Raw genomic sequence first — 15,996 nt, 5'->3', positions numbered from 1 at the left:
TATATTTACAACCTTTTTGATATGATGATGCGAATATCGAATTAAGTTGGGAAAGTGAATGACGACCTTAAAAAATGATCGTTTCTTGCGTGCCTTATTACGTGAACCGGTAGATGCCACTCCGGTTTGGATGATGCGTCAGGCTGGCCGTTATTTACCAGAGTATCGTGAAACACGTGCAAAAGCGGGTGATTTCCTATCCCTTTGTAAAAATACAGAATTTGCTTGTGAAGTTACTTTACAACCTTTGCGTCGTTATGACTTAGACGCTGCCATTTTATTTTCAGACATTTTGACTGTACCTGATGCGTTGGGTTTGGGACTGTATTTTGAAGCAGGTGAAGGTCCGAAGTTTCATAAAACTGTACGTACCGAACAAGATGTACTGAATTTACCTAAGTTTAATGCCAAATCTGACTTAGATTATGTCATGAATGCAGTGACTACGATTCGTTCAGCATTGGGCGGACAAGTTCCTTTGATTGGTTTCTCAGGCAGTCCTTGGACACTGGCAACCTATATGGTGGAAGGCGGTTCAAGCAAAGATTTCCGTTTTACGAAACAAATGATGTATGCACAACCTGAAGTGTTGCATGCCTTATTAGACCGTTTAGCTGTGGCAGTGACTGAATATCTCAATGCGCAGATTGATGCAGGTGCCCAAGCTGTACAAATCTTTGATAGTTGGGGTGGGGCATTAGCACACCGTGAATACATTGAATTTTCACTAAACTACATGCAAAAAATCGTGGCAGGTTTACAGCGTGAAAAAGATGGACGCAAAGTTCCTGTGATTTTGTTTACCAAAGGTGGTGGTCAATGGTTAGAGCCAATGATTGCAACGGGTGCAGATGCCTTTGGTTTAGATTGGACTACGCCATTAAATGTGGCGCGTCAAACAGTCGCAGGCCGTGCAGCATTGCAAGGCAACTTAGATCCAGCAACATTATATGGTTCGCCTGAAGCGATTGCGAAAGCGACGCGTGCCATGTTAGATGATGCATATGCCAACGGTGAAAAAACCGGTTATGTGGCGAACTTAGGTCATGGTATTACTCAGTGGGTAGATCCAGCCAATCCAAAAGCCTTTATTGATACGGTACACGAATATAGTGCCAAGTATTTATAAGGCTTCAAGGAAATAGGTTTAGGATTCAACTGTGGTCAAGATGATAAAATCATGTTTTGAGTTCTCTTATAAGGCAGCTTCGGCTGCCTTATTTGGGATATTACTGCTGATCGCTTTTGCATTAACTGCAGTAATGGGAAGTCTGGAATATTTTGGCTTTTTCCGTTATGACTATTTATTGTTTTATGCACTGATTATTCAAGTGTGTTTACTCTACCTGAAACTCGAGTCTTGGGCGGAAGCCAAAGTCATAGCACTGTTTCATATCCTTGCAATGGGGATGGAAATATTTCTCACCCATCCACACATTGCCTCATGGCAATATCCGCAGCCTGCGGTTTTCAAACTGCTGACCGTGCCATTATTTGCAGGTTTCATGTATTCGGCGGTGGGGAGTTTCTTTGCACGTTCGTTACGTCTATATCAGGTGTCGTTCAGTAACTTACCGCGTTTTGGCAATATGCTGTGCTTAGCCGTTTTGTCATATCTTAATTTTATGACCAAATTTTTTGTACCAGATATTCGTATGTTTTTGTTTGCTTGGAGTGTGGTGATCTTTTGGAAAACCAAGCTGAGTTTTCAATTACAAAATCATGTGATTCAGTTGCCCATGTTACCAGTATTGTTGATTTTGGCATTCTTGATTTGGATCGCAGAAAATATCAGTACCTTCTATCAAATTTGGTTATATCCAAGTCAGGTCGATGCATGGCATATGGTCGGTTGGGGGAAACTCGGTTCTTGGTATTTGTTGCTATTACTCAGTCTGGTTTTAGTACTCAAAATCCTTGGAAAACGTGATGAAAATGGTACTTGGTTGCTCAAAAAATAGTGAAAAAGAACGTATTATTTTTAGCCAAAAGTTTTAGATGAAAATGTTTTGCCTTATCTGAAAGATCAAGTTAATCTACAGGTGTGTAATCAAAATTACACATGTTTTAATAATTAAAAACAATGGAATAAAATTCCCTGGAGAAGTGCCATGTTAAAAAAATTAGCTTTAGTTGCAGTCGTTGCACTAGGTTCTACAGCTGCTTTTGCTGACCGTGACGTAGGTTGTGGTGTTGGTTCTCAAGTTTGGGCTGGTCAATCAGGTAAAATTCCTAAAATTTTAGCTGCGACTACCAACGGTATTTTTACTAACCAGTTACTTGGTATTACTTTTGGTACTTTAGGTTGTAGCGGTACTGGTACAGTGACTGCTCAAGCGGTAACATTTACCAATGAAAATGCTGAATCACTTGCTCGTGATATGGCGGTTGGTCAAGGTGAGAGCCTGAATGTTTTGGCTGAGCTTTTAAACATCCAATCAACAGATAAAGCACGTTTCTTTGCTGTGTCTAAAGCAAATTTTGCTGAAATCTATTCAGCTGAAAACCAGTCTTCTCTACAAGTACTTGCTTCATTACAAAGCGTAATGGCGAAAGATGAAGTACTTAAAGCATACGTTTAATCGATGCTTTCAAAACCCTGTCTCTCGGCAGGGTTTTTTATTATCTAAAATATATAAAAATGGATTTGAATATAACTGAATGAAATCAACTGCTTTATTTTGTACCTTTATGATTCCGAGCATCTTATATGCTCAGCAAGTTGTAGATCCAAACCTCTCTAAAACCGTAGAGCTACAGCGATATATTGAACTTGCACAATCAAAAAAACTGTCTGAACACATCAGTTGGCAACGACTTTTATATACAGATCATAAAGGACAAAGTGAAGTTGCCTATACAGGTTATTTTTTAGCTGAAAATGGCCGCCAAAGTGCTCAAGCTGAATTAGAGGCAGATATCGCTGCACTGTTTCAACCCGCCGAACCTAATCAAGCCTTTCGTTGTCGTTTCCCTGCGCGTAGTCAGTGGCTGAAGCAAGAATTATCCATCCGTTCAGAGCAGTTACCAGTGGTGAGTTGCCCTGAGTTTGATGAATGGTTTGGGAAAATTAAGCCGTATAAAGCGACATTAATTTACGCCACAGACTTTATGGGTAATCCAAGTTCTATGTTTGGACATACCTTATTGCGTCTCGATCCGAAAGATCAAAAAGAGCTAAATTTGGTGTCCTATGCCATTAACTATGCAGCGACAGTTGCAGGTGAAGATAACTGGTCTTATGCATGGAAAGGCTTAACAGGACAGTATCCTGGTGAATATTCCTTGATGCCGTACTACCGAAAGGTGAAAGAATATGGTGATTTTGAAAGTCGTGATTTGTGGGAATATGAGCTAGCGCTGACCGAGCAAGAAACCAGTTATTTGGTTAAACATATTTGGGAAATGCAAAATGTCAGTTTTCCCTATTATTTCGCCAGCGATAACTGTGCATATCGATTATTGGGTTTAATGGATTTGGTTCGCCCGACACTGAATTTAACCGAGAAATTTAAAGTTGCTTCCATTCCCGTTGAGACGATTAAAGCAATTAATGATGAACAACTGATTCAAGCAGCGGTGTATCGTCCTGCATTAGAAACGCAGCTTTTATCACAAGCGCAGCAACATGGATATCGTTTAGCACGCGAAGCGCATAAGCTCGCTGAAATTGAACCTGCGATGATGTCGACAGCACTCGCTCAGTTTAATGAAGCAGAGCAAGCGAAAATATTAGAAATGGCGTATGACCATCTGTATTTATTGCTGATTGGTCGAAAAGTGAGTGCGGAAGAAACGCAGCCTAAATTGCGTCAAATCTTGGCCTTACGTAGCCAATCTTCACAACCCAAACAACGGACTGAACCTAAGCAGCCAAGTCTAGATCCAGTCAATGGACATCATGCGCGAAATTTTTCAGCCGCAGTAGGCGAAGTTCAAGGTGAAAAATACATCGAACTCGGTCATCGTCAGGCTTATCATGATTTGATCGATCCGCAAGGTGGCTTTCGGATTGGAACGCAGCTGATGTTTTGGGATGGCTCGATCCAATATCGAGACGACCAACTCAAACTCAATCATTTTGATTTTTTATCGGTCAATTCTTACAACCCGATCACGCCATTTAAAACACCGCTAACTTGGGGTTTTAATTTTGGCTGGCAGCAAGTGTCTGTAGATGCAGGTCAATTTAGCGAAACGAAACAACATGGTGTTGCTGAATTAAAAGCGCAATCCGGTTATAGCTGGGCTAATCAAGAACGTACGCATTTGTGTTATGTACAGTCTCAAATGCAGGTGCAGGGCGGCAAGTCACTCGATCAGGGATGGAGAGTTGGACTTGGGCCGACACTGGGTTGTCAAAATATTTGGTCTGAACGATTCAACAGTGTAGTTCAGGCAGAGCTTCCGTATTGGCAAGATGCACATCAATGGAATCTGAAACTCGATGCTGAATTACAATATATCGTTAACCAGCAAAATGCGTTAAGACTTGGCTATGAATACCAGCAACAAGATGATCAAGATTGGAATAAATTGAAATTGAGTTATGTATTTTTCTATTAATTTTTAGAATAGATAAAATATGAAATATCAAATAAATTTGTTTTTATATGTAAGTAAAGCAAGGTATGATTGCTAACTTTGTAATAGCTGTGGTTTGTGTCACCAAATGAATCAAGAATATATTACAGGTCTAAGTCAGGCTTGGAAAGATATTTGTGATCAATATACTGAAAATGAACATCTTGCAGCATTGCAATTTATCCAAAGGCATGTTGAAAATTTAGTTACTGTTTTTTATGAAAAAATGTCGAGTGAGCCTGAGTCGGCTGAGTTTTTTAAAGACGATATTATTCAAAAAAGGCTCATCGACACCTTAAGAAAATGGTTATTAGAAACATTTAATGTCGCACTGAATGGTGAATTTGAAAGCTCAGTCAAAAGACAACAGAAAGTTGGAATGGTACACGCGCGTGTTGGTATTCCGTCATGGTTTATCATGCGTGGTGTACGTGAAATAGAACGTAAAATATTTGAAATTTTAGAGTTAAACCAAACACAAAATATTCTCCATATGTGTAGTTATATTGTACAAATTATGGGGTTCAGCACTGAAATCATGTGCCGATCTTATGAGATCAATACGGAAAAAAACCAAGAAACAAAACACAATTATCGCTTATTTTCTGCGATGCAAGATGTAGCAGTGCATAAAGATAAACAACGGGGTTCATTGCTCGATTGGGAAAATGAACTGATGTTTAAAATCTTTTCGGGCAATGTTGGTTTTTATCATCCCTTATTTTCAAAATCAGAGTTTGGGCTATGGTTCATTCATAAAGCGGCATATGCTTTTTCAGGTTCAGATCAGGTGCAACTGATTATTGACCGAATTTATGAAGTCGATCAATTAACCCAGCAAACGATGCAGATGACGGAAAAAGATCAGCTGCAACAGTTGATTCAACAGATTCGTGAATTGAACCGTGAAATTCAGCATTTAGTCGATCAACTATTTCAAGTGGCTGAATATATTGAGTCTGGCAATGATTCTTTAACTCAACTTCTGAACCGTCGTTATCTCAGTACTATTATTTCACGTGAAATTACTTTTGCACGTCAAAATGAAACGCCTTTGTCTTTGCTAGCCTTTGACGCGGATTACTTTAAAATGATCAATGATAAGTTTGGTCATGCGGCAGGTGATCTTGCACTGAAATTTATTGCCGAAGCTTTGCAGCGTTACAGCCAAGGTAGCGATTATGCATTCCGTATTGGTGGCGAAGAGTTCTTGTTACTCTTGGTGGACACTAATGTAAACCGTGCGATGAAAATTGCAGAAAATATTCGCCAATATATTGAAAAGGGCTTGATCCGAACGGCACAAGGTCAGCAATTTAGTTTTACCGTAAGTATTGGTTGTGTACAGTATGATGGTCATCCTGACTATCAGCGTTTTTTAGATGCCGCAGATCATGCCTTATACGCAGCAAAAAATAATGGTCGAAACTGTATTCAAGTCACAAAGCATTTGTCGTATATCTAATTCATTCTGAGAATAAAAAACTCCCTTATGTGGGAGTTTTTTTATGGGTAAAGAAGTTTAATGGCGAGATGTGCCGTAATTTAAACTTCGACAACTACATAGTATTTTTTGACGGCTTCGACAACTTCAAACTTGCCCTGAAAAGATGGGGGAATAATGCCCGCATGGCCAGCGGAAACCTCGATATATCCACCTTGTTGATCATGAATACGTACTAAACCTTCAAGGATTGTAAAAAATTCTTGTTTATTGGGTGCAAAGACAATATTCCATGCGCCAATTTCACATTGCCAAATCCCGCAGTCCATATTGGGGTGTACATACAGGCTTGCAGTTTCACGTTTAGGATTGCCCTGAACCAAACGGTCTGGGCGAGGGAAGTCTATGCTGTGTTTGGCTTGTGCTAAACCCTGACCGGCAATATATACATCTGACATGATTCATCCTGAAAATAGTGCTTTGCTATCAAAGCAAACGATTTGCGATATTAAAACACAAATAAAAAAAGCCTCAAAAGTTTGAGGCTTTTTTAAAGAGCTGACGCTGAATGTTCTATTAATAGCTTTCAGGCACAGCACTTAAGAATTCACGGCGTTCTTCTTTATTGGTTTTAAAGTCACCGACAAAAGAAACGGTACGGGTTGTAGACTCTTGTTTACCTACACCACGCATCATCATACACATGTGAGCTGAATCAATCACCACAGCAACACCACGTGCACCAGTCACTTCAGCCACAGCTTCAGCGATCTGCTGAGTGAGGTTTTCCTGAATTTGTAGGCGACGGGCAAACATTTCTGTAATACGTGCGAATTTTGATAAACCTAAAACATTGCCTTCTGGGAGATAAGCAATATGTACACGACCATAAAAAGGTAATAAATGGTGCTCACACAAAGAATAGAATTCGATATTCTTAACTAAGACCATTTCACGGTTACCGGATGGGAAAACCGCATTGTTGGTCACTTCTTCAAGTGTCTGGCTATAACCAGAAGTAAGATATGAAAAAGCTTTAGCAGCACGCATAGGCGTATCTTTAAGACCTGGGCGATTCAGATCTTCACCAACGGCAGTTAGGATATTTGCGTAGGATTGCTGCATAGACATAAGACGTGTTCACTTACACTGAGAGATTGAACAAGGACGGCATTGTAGCAGAAAACTATTACAATGCCTTCTTTTGGAGTTAAATCCGATTATTGTTTAAACTGTGGGTTCTTTTCTGCACGTTTAAGCAGAACCAGTACAGCACCTGTACCGCCTTGTTTTTCTGGGGCGCTCACAAATGCCAATACATCACGATGTTGACGTAACCAACTATTTACATAAGTTTTTAAAATTGCTTCTGGTCCTTTGCCATGCACAATTTTAATGACGTTTTGATTGTCATCTTTCGCCATTTGAATGATTTGCAGCACAGCCGAACGAGCTTCTTCTACAGTGCAACCGTGTAAGTCGACTGCTTCGAACCAACGTAGATTACCGGCTTTTAAATCTTCAAAAACTTTATGTTGTAAGGTTGCAATGCGATAGCTTAAGGCCGCTTGACTGGCAACAGGGTTGAGCATCGCTTGAGTATCAGAAAGCAATGCATCATCTGTTTCCATAGGACCAATTGCAGCAGCACGTTTAGCCAAGGTTTGCGCATCAGGTTTTTTACGACCCACTTTTTCCATTTTTGCAGTATTTCCTGCATTCATTTTTTGAACACCTTGCATTTGCTTTTGGAAAAGCGCTAAGTCTTCTTCCTGCTCTTGTTCAACAGTCTTTGGCGTTGGCTCAGGCTGTTTAGCAATCGTAGAGGAATGTGGATTCGTAATTTGCTTTTTAAAAGATTTCAGTAGGTTGTACTGATCTTTTGAAAGCGAAGAATCGTGTTTGCTCATAATGAAAAAACGGGAAATATACAAAAATTTAGAGCAATTATAGCCTTAAATGGCACTGATTTGAACTGGAAAGACTTTATATAAAGAAGATCTCTTAATTCATTACAAATCCTATTTGGGCTTCAAAGTTGAATTAATTAATTTAATAACTTTTTTATTTTTATATTGTTCTGCAAGAGCTAATGCTGATTGTTCTTCATTAAATTTAGAAATACACACGATTTCGGTTGAAGCGCCTTTTTCAAGTAAATAAGAAATTATCTGATATTGATTTAGGCGAATAGCTTTACCTAATGGGGAGTATCTAGTGAAATAATATGTCTGTGGTTCAACTTCATCTACTACAAGTTCATTTATTTTTCTCAGCTTCATTTTTTTAATGAAAGAAATATCTGCATGCTCGATTGCCGCCATAATTAAGGTGGTATCATAAAATTCATTGTTTTCACCTAAATTTAAATATTCAAGATACAAGTTTTTGGCTTTTTCATAATTATCAATATCATTTTTCTGTGCCAGGTTCTTTATCGCATTTTGGAAAAAATCATTCATATCATCAAAATCATTTATTGCTGCATGGAACATGAATAGATTTATTAAATATGGCTCATCAGCTAAATTCTTTTTCAATAAATGTGGGTTATCTTTATAAAAAATCTGTTCAAAATGATTTAATTTTTCCATGGAAATAGGGTGAGATTTAATATTGATTGGTTTTGATAAAGAATTTTTATGTTCTTTAGAAATAGAAAAATAGGTTGAATTTTCAATATTCTTGTTTTTAGTATTGACTGAGAAATTAATGACTATTGGTAAGCCTTGATAACTAATGATTTCAATTTGATTCTTATTGAAATCATAATTTTTGCCCTTTAGCACGTTAGTATTTATATTTGGAAAAATTTGATTTAGGTCAATCTGAGCAGCAATGATGCCTTCGGGCATAGTGGAAATATTAAAGTAGAGGATATGATTTTGGTCAATATGATACGGTGAGCCAGTATACAGAGTTATATTTTTTGCCCAACTTATCTGGTGTATTGAAACCAAGATTAATGAAATGAATAGAAGAGTTGAAGAAATAATCGACTTCATTATTTTTAATTCTCAATTGAATAAAAATTATAAAAAGGATGTGTAATTTTTTAATATGGATGCAAAGGAGAAAAAGGGTGAGCGAACTCACCCTACATATTTCATTTATATTTTATCAGGCACACCAAACAGCTCCTTAAACGCCTGATCAGGACGTGGCTGCTTCATAAAGCTTTCACCGACCAAGAAGGCATGAATATCATGTTCTTGCATCATCGCGACATCAGCAGGTGTTGCAATACCGCTTTCTGTCACCAGCAGGCGAGAAGGCTCGAGTAACTTTTTCAAACGTAATGATGTGTTGAGGTCAACATCAAAGGTTTTTAAATTACGATTATTGACGCCAAGTAGACAGTTGTCAGAAAGACGCATTGCACGCTCAAGTTCTTCTTCGTCATGTACTTCAACCAACACGTCGAGATTGTGCTCAAAAGCAGTTTTCGACATTTCTTCGAGTTGTTGATCAGACAAACAAGCCACGATTAATAAAATACAGTCCGCATGTAAAGCGCGTGCTTCAATTACGCCATAAGGATCAATTAAAAAATCTTTACGCAGCGCAGGTAAGTCACAGTTCTTACGTGCAATCTGAATGTTTTCATCGGCACCTTGGAAAAAATCCACATCGGTGAGAACAGACAAACATGCCGCACCAGCATCTTGATACTGCTGCGCAATTTCAGCAGGGTTAAAGTTTTCACGAATGATGCCTTTCGATGGTGATGCCTTTTTAATTTCAGCAATCACCCCCGGACGTTTAGAGCCGAGGTTTTGTGCAAAACCTCGAACGGGTGTAGCTGCTTGAGCTAGCTCTTCGACATCTTTATAGCTACGTTGTTTAAGACGGGCTGCAAATTCTTCTTTTTTACGGTCAACAATTTTACCTAAAATTGTATTGGCGATATCTACCATGATTTGAGTCCTAATCTTAAGCTTCGTATTCTTTTAAAGTTTTCGTAAATTCTGACAAAATGCCCATTTTCTCTAGAGCTTGACCGCCATAGATAATGTCATGTGCTAATGCAACACCTTGTTTATAGCTTTTGGTTAAGCCTGAAACATAAATGCCTGCGCCTGCATTTAGGGCAATCATATTCGCGGCTTTATCACCGAGTGCAGATTTGTTTTTACCTAAAGCATCTTTGATCAATTTTAGACTTTCAGCAGCACTATCTACAGATAGACCCGTTAAGGTTTGCGACTCGATATCTACGGCTTCCGGCTGAATTTCCCATTCAGTGACTTCGCCATCTTTGAGTTCAGCAACATAAGTACTTGATGCAAGGCTAATTTCATCTAAACCGTCTTTTGAATGCACCACCAAGACATGTTCTGCACCGAGTTGTTTTAAAACTTCAGCCATAGGACGACATAATTCTGTAGAGAAAACACCAATCACAAAACGTTTTACGCCGGCCGGATTCGTAAGCGGGCCAAGTAGGTTGAAAATACTACGGAAGCCCAATTCTTTACGTGGACCAGCAGCATATTTCATGGCTTTATGATGATTAGGTGCAAAGAGGAAACCCACACCCATTTCACGAATACAGCGTTCAGTTTGCTGCATGCTTAGGTCAAGGTTAATTCCTGCTTGTTCTAAAAGATCAGAAGAGCCTGATTTTGATGAAACACCACGACCGCCATGTTTAGCAATGGTTGCACCTGCTGCTGCAATGACAAAACTAGACGCAGTAGAAACGTTAAATAAGTTTTGACCATCACCACCTGTACCAACGATATCCACCAAATGTGGCAGATCACTGACATCGATTTTGATCGCAAACTCACGCATTACACGTGCTGCGGCAGTGATTTCATCAATACTTTCACCTTTTTGGCGTAAGCCCATCATGAGTGCGCCAATTTGCGCATCGGTCGCTTCACCTTGCATGATGGTACGCATCACTTCTTCCATTTGAGGTTGAGTGAGTTCAATATTTTTAGTGATGTTATTTAAAGCTTGTTGAATATTCATAATATTTTTTGCACTCGATTAAGCGTAAATTTCTAAGAAGTTTTTAAAGATTTGATGGCCATGTTCACTAAGAATTGATTCAGGGTGAAACTGCACGCCTTCGACAGGCAATGTCTTATGTTTTACGCCCATGATTTCTTCCATCGTGCCATCTTCTTCATTGGTCCAGCAGGTCACTTCTAAACATTCAGGCAAAGTCGCTTGATCAATCACCAAAGAGTGATAACGCGTTGCTGAAAATGGCGAAGGGAGGTTGCTGAAAATGCCTTGATCGCTGTGATACATGTCAGATAAACGACCGTGCATCACTTTTTTAGCGCGAATAATATCGCCGCCAAAAGCTTGTCCTATGGCTTGGTGGCCTAAACACACACCGAGTAAAGGAATTTTTCCCGCAAAGTGTTGAATCGCAGGAATTGAAATACCTGCTTCACTTGGCGAACAAGGGCCAGGACCAATGACTAAATACTTCGGTTGCCATCGCTCGATATCTTCCAATGTCACGGCATCGTTACGTACAACTTTTACTTCCTGATTTAACTCGCCAAAATATTGGACGATGTTGTAGGTAAAAGAGTCATAATTGTCGATCATCAAAAGCATGAGCGTATTAACCTTTGAAATTTATGCACTTAACTGTGCTTTGAATAGTCCGAAATGATTCTAAATAGTTGTATATTGACCCAAATATCGTGTGGATATTTTTAATAGAAAAATAGTGAAATATTTAGAATGCAGCCAATCATAGCAAATATTATTCAATTTCTGCTGAACAATTTCGCCAAAGTTCATCGCAACTGAAATCATTTCAATAAATTTTCGACTTATAAATTTGGGATTTAATTTGAACAAGACATTAGGCTGAATTTAAGTGGGTAAAATATGTTCAATTGATATTTTAAAAAGATCTGCTTGATGTCGTTAAAAATAGCAATTCAGGCTCTAGATGGAAAAATATGAATCGTTTTGAAGCAAAATCACCAAAATGGAGCACAATTAATGTAAAGGTAAATTGATTAAAATTAAAACAAAATGGTTAAATTAACGTCGAAAAATGGGTACTTTAGGGGCTCAAAAAATCTAAATATCGATTATGAATATAGTGATTACGCTGATTTTTTTCCATCTATAACTAGCTAAACCATTAGTTTCTCTCGTATTTAAATTCGATCTTAAAGCTTTGATAAAATCTCAATGATTTTATCGTTGAAAGCGATTAATCATTTTGGTGCATACTAGTGCAAAACCAAGTTGCACTATTTTGATACACCTGCGAGAAGTTTTTAAACAAAAGTGATGAAGAGTGGCTGAATATGGTGCATTTACTGTTACACACAGTATAATAGTCGAAAAGCAAGGAGTTAAAATCTTCTATTCTGATAAGGAATTCAATATTTTAGCTTGGCTTTTAAAAGTTGGTACGGTAATTGCTTAATAACTACCAACTACTAACACGCACTTCAGTGTGCACAAAAAAATCATCGGAGCAAAATGAGCATGGCGAACAAGGTCCTTCAACTCATCCAAGAAAGTGGCGCAAAATGGGTCGATTTTCGCTTTACTGATACTAAGGGTAAAGAACAACACGTAACTTACCCAGCAGATTCAATCGACGAAGATACGTTTGAAGATGGCAAAATGTTTGATGGTTCTTCAATTGCTGGTTGGAAAGGCATTGAAGCATCTGACATGATCTTACGTCCAGATGCAGAAACTTGTTTTATCGACCCGTTCTTTGCAGAAGCTACAGTTGTTGTGACTTGTGATGTTATCGAACCTTCAACTGGTCAAGGTTATGAACGTGACCCACGCTCTATTGCTCGCCGTGCGGAAGAATACCTAAAATCAACTGGTATCGGTGATACAGCTTTCTTTGGTCCAGAACCAGAATTCTTTGTTTTTGACGAAGTAAAATGGGACATCGATATGTCTGGCGCGCGCCACACATTAATCGCTGAAGAAGCTGCTTGGTCTACTGGTAAAGATTATGAAGCGGGTAACTCTGGTCACCGTCCACGTGTGAAAGGTGGTTACTTCCCAGTCCCTCCTGTTGATTCTTCACAAGATATGCGTGCAGATATGTGTGCAAAAATCGAAGATATCATGGGCCCAGGTCGTGTAGAAGTACATCACCACGAAGTTGCATCTTGCCAGCTTGAAATCGGTGTAAGCTTCAACACTATGGTTCGCAAAGCGGACGAAGTTCAACAGTTCAAATATGCTGTTTGGAACGTTGCTCACCAATATGCTAAAACTGCTACATTTATGCCTAAACCAATGGTTGGCGATAACGGTTCTGGTATGCACGTTCACATGTCGATCTCTAAAGATGGCAAGAACTTGTTTGCTGGTGATGAATACGCTGGTCTTTCAGAAATGGCGTTGTACTTCATTGGCGGTGTGATCAAACACGCTCGTTCATTGAACGCAATCACAAACCCATCAACTAACTCGTACAAACGTTTAGTTCCACATTTCGAAGCGCCGATTATGCTTGCTTACTCAGCACGTAACCGTTCAGCTTCTATCCGTATTCCTTATGTTTCTAGCCCTAAAGGCAAACGTATCGAAGCACGTTTCCCAGATCCAATGATGAACCCGTACTTAGGTTTCGCTGCACTTCTTATGGCTGGTCTTGACGGTATTCAAAACAAGATCCACCCAGGTGAAGCTGCTGACAAGAACTTGTATGACCTTCCTCCTGAAGAAGAAGCTAAAATCCCTACAGTGGCTCATAGCCTAGATATGGCGCTTGAAGCGCTTGCTGCGGATCATGATTACCTTCTTAAAGGTGGTGTGTTCACTAAAGAAATGCTTGATGCCTACATCGAACTTAAAACTGAAGAAGTTCGTCGTCTTAACACGACTACTCACCCAGTTGAATTCGACATGTACTACAGCTTGTAATTCTGTACAGAATTTCACTGTAAAAAGACCCGCCTTGTGCGGGTTTTTTTATGGAATGGGTTAAGATAAAGCAAAGAGTTGAATGAATATCTAAACATGGCAAAACCACGTAAAAAACATACCGGTTTTTTTCCTTGGATTGATCCAGCGGATCAAGCAAAGGGATTTAAACTCAACTTTTCAGAAGTGACTTATTTGGAAGTGGGACGGACAGTTGAAGGTTATAAGCAGGCTCAATTTGTCGAACTGAAAAACCCAGAGTTGGCATTGGAGTTTGATTACCCTGAAAGTTTTTATATTACGACCGAAGGGCTGGTGCTGATTAAAACGCCGCAAGGCAAGTTTGAAGCCATTGCCAAGACAGATAACTTTTAATTCAACACGATAATATTGAACTGAAAAAATGACCTACAACGTTGCAGGTCATTTTTTATTGAATATCTAGAAATTTGCCAAACGTCATTTCAAACCATGCTGTTTTAAATTGTCGCCTTCATAAGGCGCATCTTCGGCGGGGTAGCGCAGCTGTGTAATTCCTTGAGTTTTGGCAATCGACCAAATCACACTTTCACCCGCAGGAATGTTTTGACTGCGCTGCGCATATAAGGGGTCTTGTAGGGCGTTTGCTGCTGAAATAAAAGTCCAGCCATGTTGCTGAAATGCGGTAATGACATCCTTTAAAAATGCAGCATTAATGGCATTTACATGTAAAAGTAAAACATGTTGTGGCGAACGATTTATGGTGAGCTGTGCAAGTTGGTCATAATAATCTGCTCGGTGAAGCAGGTGAGCAATATAAGCTTGTTTTAGTCGGTCTAATTTGTCCTGATCTTGCTGTTTGGCATTGTCGAGATATTTTCGGTTATAAAACCAGTCACTGGCATCAATACTCACACCGCCAATGCGGTATTGATGTTGCTCTAACCACTGATAGACAGCATCACGCTTTTTAGCGCTATTACCTTCTTTTAAAAAAGGATACCGGTAAATACGTGTGTAATTTGGCAGCGTTTTTAGCACGGTATCCGCCTGTTCAATGCTGTGCAGATAATCTTTTAATGTGACATTTTCTTTATTCAGGTTTTGGTGCAGTGCACTATGATTGCCAATCAGATGGCCAGATTGTCCCCACGCTTGAATCAGTTGTTTACCTTGATAATCGCCAATTTTAATCAGGCTAGGGAAGACAATAGTTTTGATTTGTTGATCATGCAGATGTTTTAAAATTTGGGCATTGATTTGTTCCGCTTGTGCGTTAAACGCTGGATTTAATCCATCATCAAAACTGAGTGCAAGAGATTTTGCTTGAGCCGTGATATTGGCACAAAGTAAAACGAAAAAAATAAAAACATGTAGTGGGTTATATGGAAACATTATGCTTGTGTAATTTAGTGGTTATCCACGACATCATACTGTGTATGTGAGGTTTGTGTTGATTGCATATGTAATGAAGTACTTAAGCCGTTTTGGTTTTGCTCATTTTACTGAAAACAAGCTATGGGTCATGAAAAACGATGTTGAGTTGGTTACACTAAGGATTCGCTATACTCAGCAAATGCTTATAAGGGAAATGAAATATGCAGCGTCAAGCATGCGAAATGCGGGATAAAAGAATGTCTCCTGAATTAAGAACATGGTTGTATGCTTCGGGTTCATTAACCCAACAATTAACAGATTTTGCCCAAGGCGTATTTAAGGTTGAGCCGAGTATTGAGCAATTTCAACGTATGACGCTTCAAGATGCACGGTGGCTACAAATGCCAATACAGCACACAGCTTGGGTACGTGAAAGTTATTTATATGGCTGTGAAGCTGAGCCGTGGGTCAAGGCAAAAAGTATATTTCCAATCCTCAGTATACAAGGCCGTGCGCGGATTTTTCAGCATATTGGAAAAAAACCCATCGGACATTTTTTATTTCAACGTACCAATCCGAAGTGTGAGCGGCGTGTACTGTGGCTAGACGATGGTTGGACACGTCAGAGCTGTTATACTTGGCATGGTTGTAAATTTATAGTTCAGGAAACTTTTTTAGCGAGTTTTGAGCAATATTTGCAGAAATAACATTACCAGATGAAGGAC

At 39.2% G+C, this 15,996-nt stretch carries 16 protein-coding genes; 8 read left to right on the top strand and 8 right to left on the bottom strand.

Annotation, left to right across the window (positions count from 1 at the left end):
- Positions 1–58: 58 nt before the first annotated feature.
- The 5 genes from hemE to FTU16_RS06430 all read left to right on the top strand — a co-directional run bounded on the left by hemE (position 59) and on the right by FTU16_RS06430 (position 6,049).
- Positions 59–1,129 (top strand): uroporphyrinogen decarboxylase, encoded by a 1,071-nt coding sequence (gene hemE / locus FTU16_RS06450; RefSeq protein WP_078191978.1) that lies wholly within the window; start codon positions 59–61, stop codon positions 1,127–1,129.
- 40 nt (positions 1,130–1,169) lie between these two features.
- Positions 1,170–1,961: a DUF817 family protein gene (locus FTU16_RS06445; RefSeq protein WP_180084189.1), complete on the top strand. Its 792-nt coding sequence runs from the start codon at positions 1,170–1,172 to the stop codon at positions 1,959–1,961.
- A gap of 150 nt (positions 1,962–2,111) precedes the next feature.
- Positions 2,112–2,582: a DUF3015 family protein gene (locus tag FTU16_RS06440; RefSeq protein ID WP_078190276.1), complete on the top strand. Its 471-nt coding sequence runs from the start codon at positions 2,112–2,114 to the stop codon at positions 2,580–2,582.
- A 109-nt stretch (positions 2,583–2,691) separates the two neighbouring features.
- Positions 2,692–4,566 carry a DUF4105 domain-containing protein gene (locus FTU16_RS06435; RefSeq protein WP_257227102.1) on the top strand — a complete coding sequence of 625 codons (1,875 nt, stop codon included), beginning with the start codon at positions 2,692–2,694 and terminating at the stop codon, positions 4,564–4,566.
- A gap of 106 nt (positions 4,567–4,672) precedes the next feature.
- Positions 4,673–6,049, top strand: a complete 1,377-nt coding sequence (locus tag FTU16_RS06430) for a diguanylate cyclase (RefSeq protein ID WP_180162929.1) — start codon at positions 4,673–4,675, stop codon at positions 6,047–6,049.
- Between the two features lie 80 nt (positions 6,050–6,129).
- Here FTU16_RS06430 and FTU16_RS06425 read toward each other — a convergent pair whose 3' ends face one another.
- The 7 genes from FTU16_RS06425 to FTU16_RS06395 form a co-directional block, all read right to left on the bottom strand.
- Complete coding sequence (locus FTU16_RS06425; protein WP_180003198.1) at positions 6,130–6,486, bottom strand: cupin domain-containing protein; 357 nt, start codon at positions 6,484–6,486, stop codon at positions 6,130–6,132.
- A 118-nt stretch (positions 6,487–6,604) separates the two neighbouring features.
- On the bottom strand, positions 6,605–7,153 hold the full coding sequence (gene folE / locus FTU16_RS06420) for a GTP cyclohydrolase I FolE (RefSeq protein ID WP_171525937.1): 549 nt from the start codon (positions 7,151–7,153) through the stop codon (positions 6,605–6,607).
- Between the two features lie 95 nt (positions 7,154–7,248).
- Complete coding sequence (locus FTU16_RS06415; RefSeq protein WP_180007661.1) at positions 7,249–7,938, bottom strand: Smr/MutS family protein; 690 nt, start codon at positions 7,936–7,938, stop codon at positions 7,249–7,251.
- A gap of 111 nt (positions 7,939–8,049) precedes the next feature.
- Positions 8,050–9,033 carry a hypothetical protein gene (locus FTU16_RS06410; protein WP_180162928.1) on the bottom strand — a complete coding sequence of 328 codons (984 nt, stop codon included), beginning with the start codon at positions 9,031–9,033 and terminating at the stop codon, positions 8,050–8,052.
- A 105-nt stretch (positions 9,034–9,138) separates the two neighbouring features.
- Positions 9,139–9,945 (bottom strand): indole-3-glycerol phosphate synthase TrpC, encoded by an 807-nt coding sequence (trpC, locus tag FTU16_RS06405; RefSeq protein WP_180026398.1) that lies wholly within the window; start codon positions 9,943–9,945, stop codon positions 9,139–9,141.
- Between the two features lie 16 nt (positions 9,946–9,961).
- Positions 9,962–11,008: an anthranilate phosphoribosyltransferase gene (gene trpD / locus FTU16_RS06400; RefSeq protein ID WP_180118511.1), complete on the bottom strand. Its 1,047-nt coding sequence runs from the start codon at positions 11,006–11,008 to the stop codon at positions 9,962–9,964.
- A gap of 18 nt (positions 11,009–11,026) precedes the next feature.
- Positions 11,027–11,611: an aminodeoxychorismate/anthranilate synthase component II gene (locus FTU16_RS06395; protein WP_078190263.1), complete on the bottom strand. Its 585-nt coding sequence runs from the start codon at positions 11,609–11,611 to the stop codon at positions 11,027–11,029.
- A gap of 888 nt (positions 11,612–12,499) precedes the next feature.
- Between FTU16_RS06395 and glnA the strand changes: the two genes are divergently transcribed.
- Together glnA and FTU16_RS06385 are read left to right on the top strand one after the other, a co-directional pair.
- A complete protein-coding gene (gene glnA, locus FTU16_RS06390; protein ID WP_171319222.1) occupies positions 12,500–13,915 on the top strand; it encodes a type I glutamate--ammonia ligase in 1,416 nt (471 codons plus the stop codon).
- Positions 13,916–14,011: 96 nt separating this feature from the next.
- Positions 14,012–14,290, top strand: coding sequence for a hypothetical protein (locus tag FTU16_RS06385; RefSeq protein WP_180007665.1), 279 nt, complete (start codon positions 14,012–14,014; stop codon positions 14,288–14,290).
- An 84-nt stretch (positions 14,291–14,374) separates the two neighbouring features.
- On the opposite strand, the gene FTU16_RS06380 is transcribed toward FTU16_RS06385, so the two are convergent.
- On the bottom strand, positions 14,375–15,289 hold the full coding sequence (locus tag FTU16_RS06380) for a polysaccharide deacetylase family protein (RefSeq protein ID WP_180109361.1): 915 nt from the start codon (positions 15,287–15,289) through the stop codon (positions 14,375–14,377).
- A 203-nt stretch (positions 15,290–15,492) separates the two neighbouring features.
- On the opposite strand from FTU16_RS06380, the gene FTU16_RS06375 reads away from it, so the two are divergent.
- Positions 15,493–15,978, top strand: coding sequence for a chorismate lyase (locus FTU16_RS06375; RefSeq protein ID WP_111884531.1), 486 nt, complete (start codon positions 15,493–15,495; stop codon positions 15,976–15,978).
- Positions 15,979–15,996: the final 18 nt, after the last annotated feature.

Origin of the sequence: Acinetobacter sp. YH12069 (assembly GCF_013419675.1) — a bacterium.
In the GTDB taxonomy this organism is placed as follows: Bacteria; Pseudomonadota; Gammaproteobacteria; order Pseudomonadales; family Moraxellaceae; genus Acinetobacter; species Acinetobacter amyesii.
The sequence above is the reverse complement of the archived record's forward strand: the minus strand, read 5'-3'. Positions and strand labels throughout refer to the sequence as shown.

What these genes read in the sequence shown, in the direction of transcription:
- hemE (WP_078191978.1), top strand. Translation starts at nt 59, where the DNA reads ATGACGACCTTAAAAAATGATCGTTTCTTGCGTGCCTTATTACGTGAA.
- FTU16_RS06445 (WP_180084189.1), top strand. Translation starts at nt 1,170, where the DNA reads ATGATAAAATCATGTTTTGAGTTCTCTTATAAGGCAGCTTCGGCTGCC.
- FTU16_RS06440 (WP_078190276.1), top strand. Translation starts at nt 2,112, where the DNA reads ATGTTAAAAAAATTAGCTTTAGTTGCAGTCGTTGCACTAGGTTCTACA.
- FTU16_RS06435 (WP_257227102.1), top strand. Translation starts at nt 2,692, where the DNA reads ATGATTCCGAGCATCTTATATGCTCAGCAAGTTGTAGATCCAAACCTC.
- FTU16_RS06430 (WP_180162929.1), top strand. Translation starts at nt 4,673, where the DNA reads ATGAATCAAGAATATATTACAGGTCTAAGTCAGGCTTGGAAAGATATT.
- FTU16_RS06425 (WP_180003198.1), bottom strand. Translation starts at nt 6,486, where the DNA reads ATGTCAGATGTATATATTGCCGGTCAGGGTTTAGCACAAGCCAAACAC.
- folE (WP_171525937.1), bottom strand. Translation starts at nt 7,153, where the DNA reads ATGCAGCAATCCTACGCAAATATCCTAACTGCCGTTGGTGAAGATCTG.
- FTU16_RS06415 (WP_180007661.1), bottom strand. Translation starts at nt 7,938, where the DNA reads ATGAGCAAACACGATTCTTCGCTTTCAAAAGATCAGTACAACCTACTG.
- FTU16_RS06410 (WP_180162928.1), bottom strand. Translation starts at nt 9,033, where the DNA reads ATGAAGTCGATTATTTCTTCAACTCTTCTATTCATTTCATTAATCTTG.
- trpC (WP_180026398.1), bottom strand. Translation starts at nt 9,945, where the DNA reads ATGGTAGATATCGCCAATACAATTTTAGGTAAAATTGTTGACCGTAAA.
- trpD (WP_180118511.1), bottom strand. Translation starts at nt 11,008, where the DNA reads ATGAATATTCAACAAGCTTTAAATAACATCACTAAAAATATTGAACTC.
- FTU16_RS06395 (WP_078190263.1), bottom strand. Translation starts at nt 11,611, where the DNA reads ATGCTTTTGATGATCGACAATTATGACTCTTTTACCTACAACATCGTC.
- glnA (WP_171319222.1), top strand. Translation starts at nt 12,500, where the DNA reads ATGAGCATGGCGAACAAGGTCCTTCAACTCATCCAAGAAAGTGGCGCA.
- FTU16_RS06385 (WP_180007665.1), top strand. Translation starts at nt 14,012, where the DNA reads ATGGCAAAACCACGTAAAAAACATACCGGTTTTTTTCCTTGGATTGAT.
- FTU16_RS06380 (WP_180109361.1), bottom strand. Translation starts at nt 15,289, where the DNA reads ATGTTTCCATATAACCCACTACATGTTTTTATTTTTTTCGTTTTACTT.
- FTU16_RS06375 (WP_111884531.1), top strand. Translation starts at nt 15,493, where the DNA reads ATGCAGCGTCAAGCATGCGAAATGCGGGATAAAAGAATGTCTCCTGAA.